We start from the raw sequence: 897 nt of genomic DNA, 5'->3' as shown, positions 1-897 counted from the left end.
ATGAAGTTTCGCACGATGTACATCGATGCAGAACAACGCTCAGGTGCCGTTTGGGCAACCGAAAATGATCCACGCATTACCCCGGTCGGCCGATTTTTACGTAAGACTCGTCTCGATGAGTTACCGCAACTATTCAATGTATTGAAAGGTGAAATGTCTATGATTGGCCCTCGCCCTGAGCGACCTGCCTTCTATCAAAAGTTGGAAGATGAAATTCCCTACTTTGTAGAGCGCACATACGGCGTACTGCCAGGTATTACAGGCTTGGCGCAAGTAAACCAAGGTTACGATGCTTGCATTGAAGACGTGAGAAGAAAAGTCGGTTTTGACCACAGCTATGCACTAAGCCTTGGGTCGTTTTACTCGTGGATCACGATGGATCTTTCTATCATGAGTAAAACGCTTATCGTAATGATTGATGGACGCGGCCAGTAATGCTTCGAGTCTATTTTGCTACTCTTGCCACTGGCGACGCATCTTCTCGATTGTCGCTGGTGGCACATTATGAATGCTCTGATATTCGCCCGAGCACACCATCACTTCCACCTCGATAGATTTCTTTCGGCAGTAATCTAAATACCGCTTCATTTCCCAATGTCGTACAAAGGTATTACTCACAATCACGATTTTCCCTTTGTTCAACCATTTTCGCGTTTGTTCAAAACACCATTCGTGCGCTTGCGGAAGCAAAGACGGATTGAAGTGGTACTCGCCTTTCTCATTCTCAAAATACATGTCGGCTTCGAAATGCTTCGCATCGAAATCTATCACCAATTGTTTCGCCAAGGTTGTTTTTCCTGAGCCAGGAAGGCCACGAATGAGAATAAGTTTAGCAAGCGACATAATGCAGTTGAGTGATGAAAAAGAAGCCCAAACTGTAACGGAATTTCTTAAAAA

2 protein-coding genes are annotated in these 897 nt (G+C 44.9%); one reads left to right on the top strand and one right to left on the bottom strand.

All coding sequences use genetic code 11. The annotated features are described in order from the left end of the window. Nucleotides 1–435: sugar transferase (locus R7093_RS24470; RefSeq protein ID WP_318146917.1), on the top strand; the 435-nt coding region annotated here is incomplete at its 5' end. An 18-nt stretch (nucleotides 436–453) separates the two neighbouring features. On the opposite strand, the gene R7093_RS24465 is transcribed toward R7093_RS24470, so the two are convergent. Beyond that, complete coding sequence (locus R7093_RS24465; protein ID WP_005483459.1) at nucleotides 454–843, bottom strand: AAA family ATPase; 390 nt, start codon at nucleotides 841–843, stop codon at nucleotides 454–456. Nucleotides 844–897: the final 54 nt, after the last annotated feature.

Source organism: Vibrio sp. 1580, from assembly GCF_033340055.1.
The sequence above is the reverse complement of the archived record's forward strand: the minus strand, read 5'-3'. Positions and strand labels throughout refer to the sequence as shown.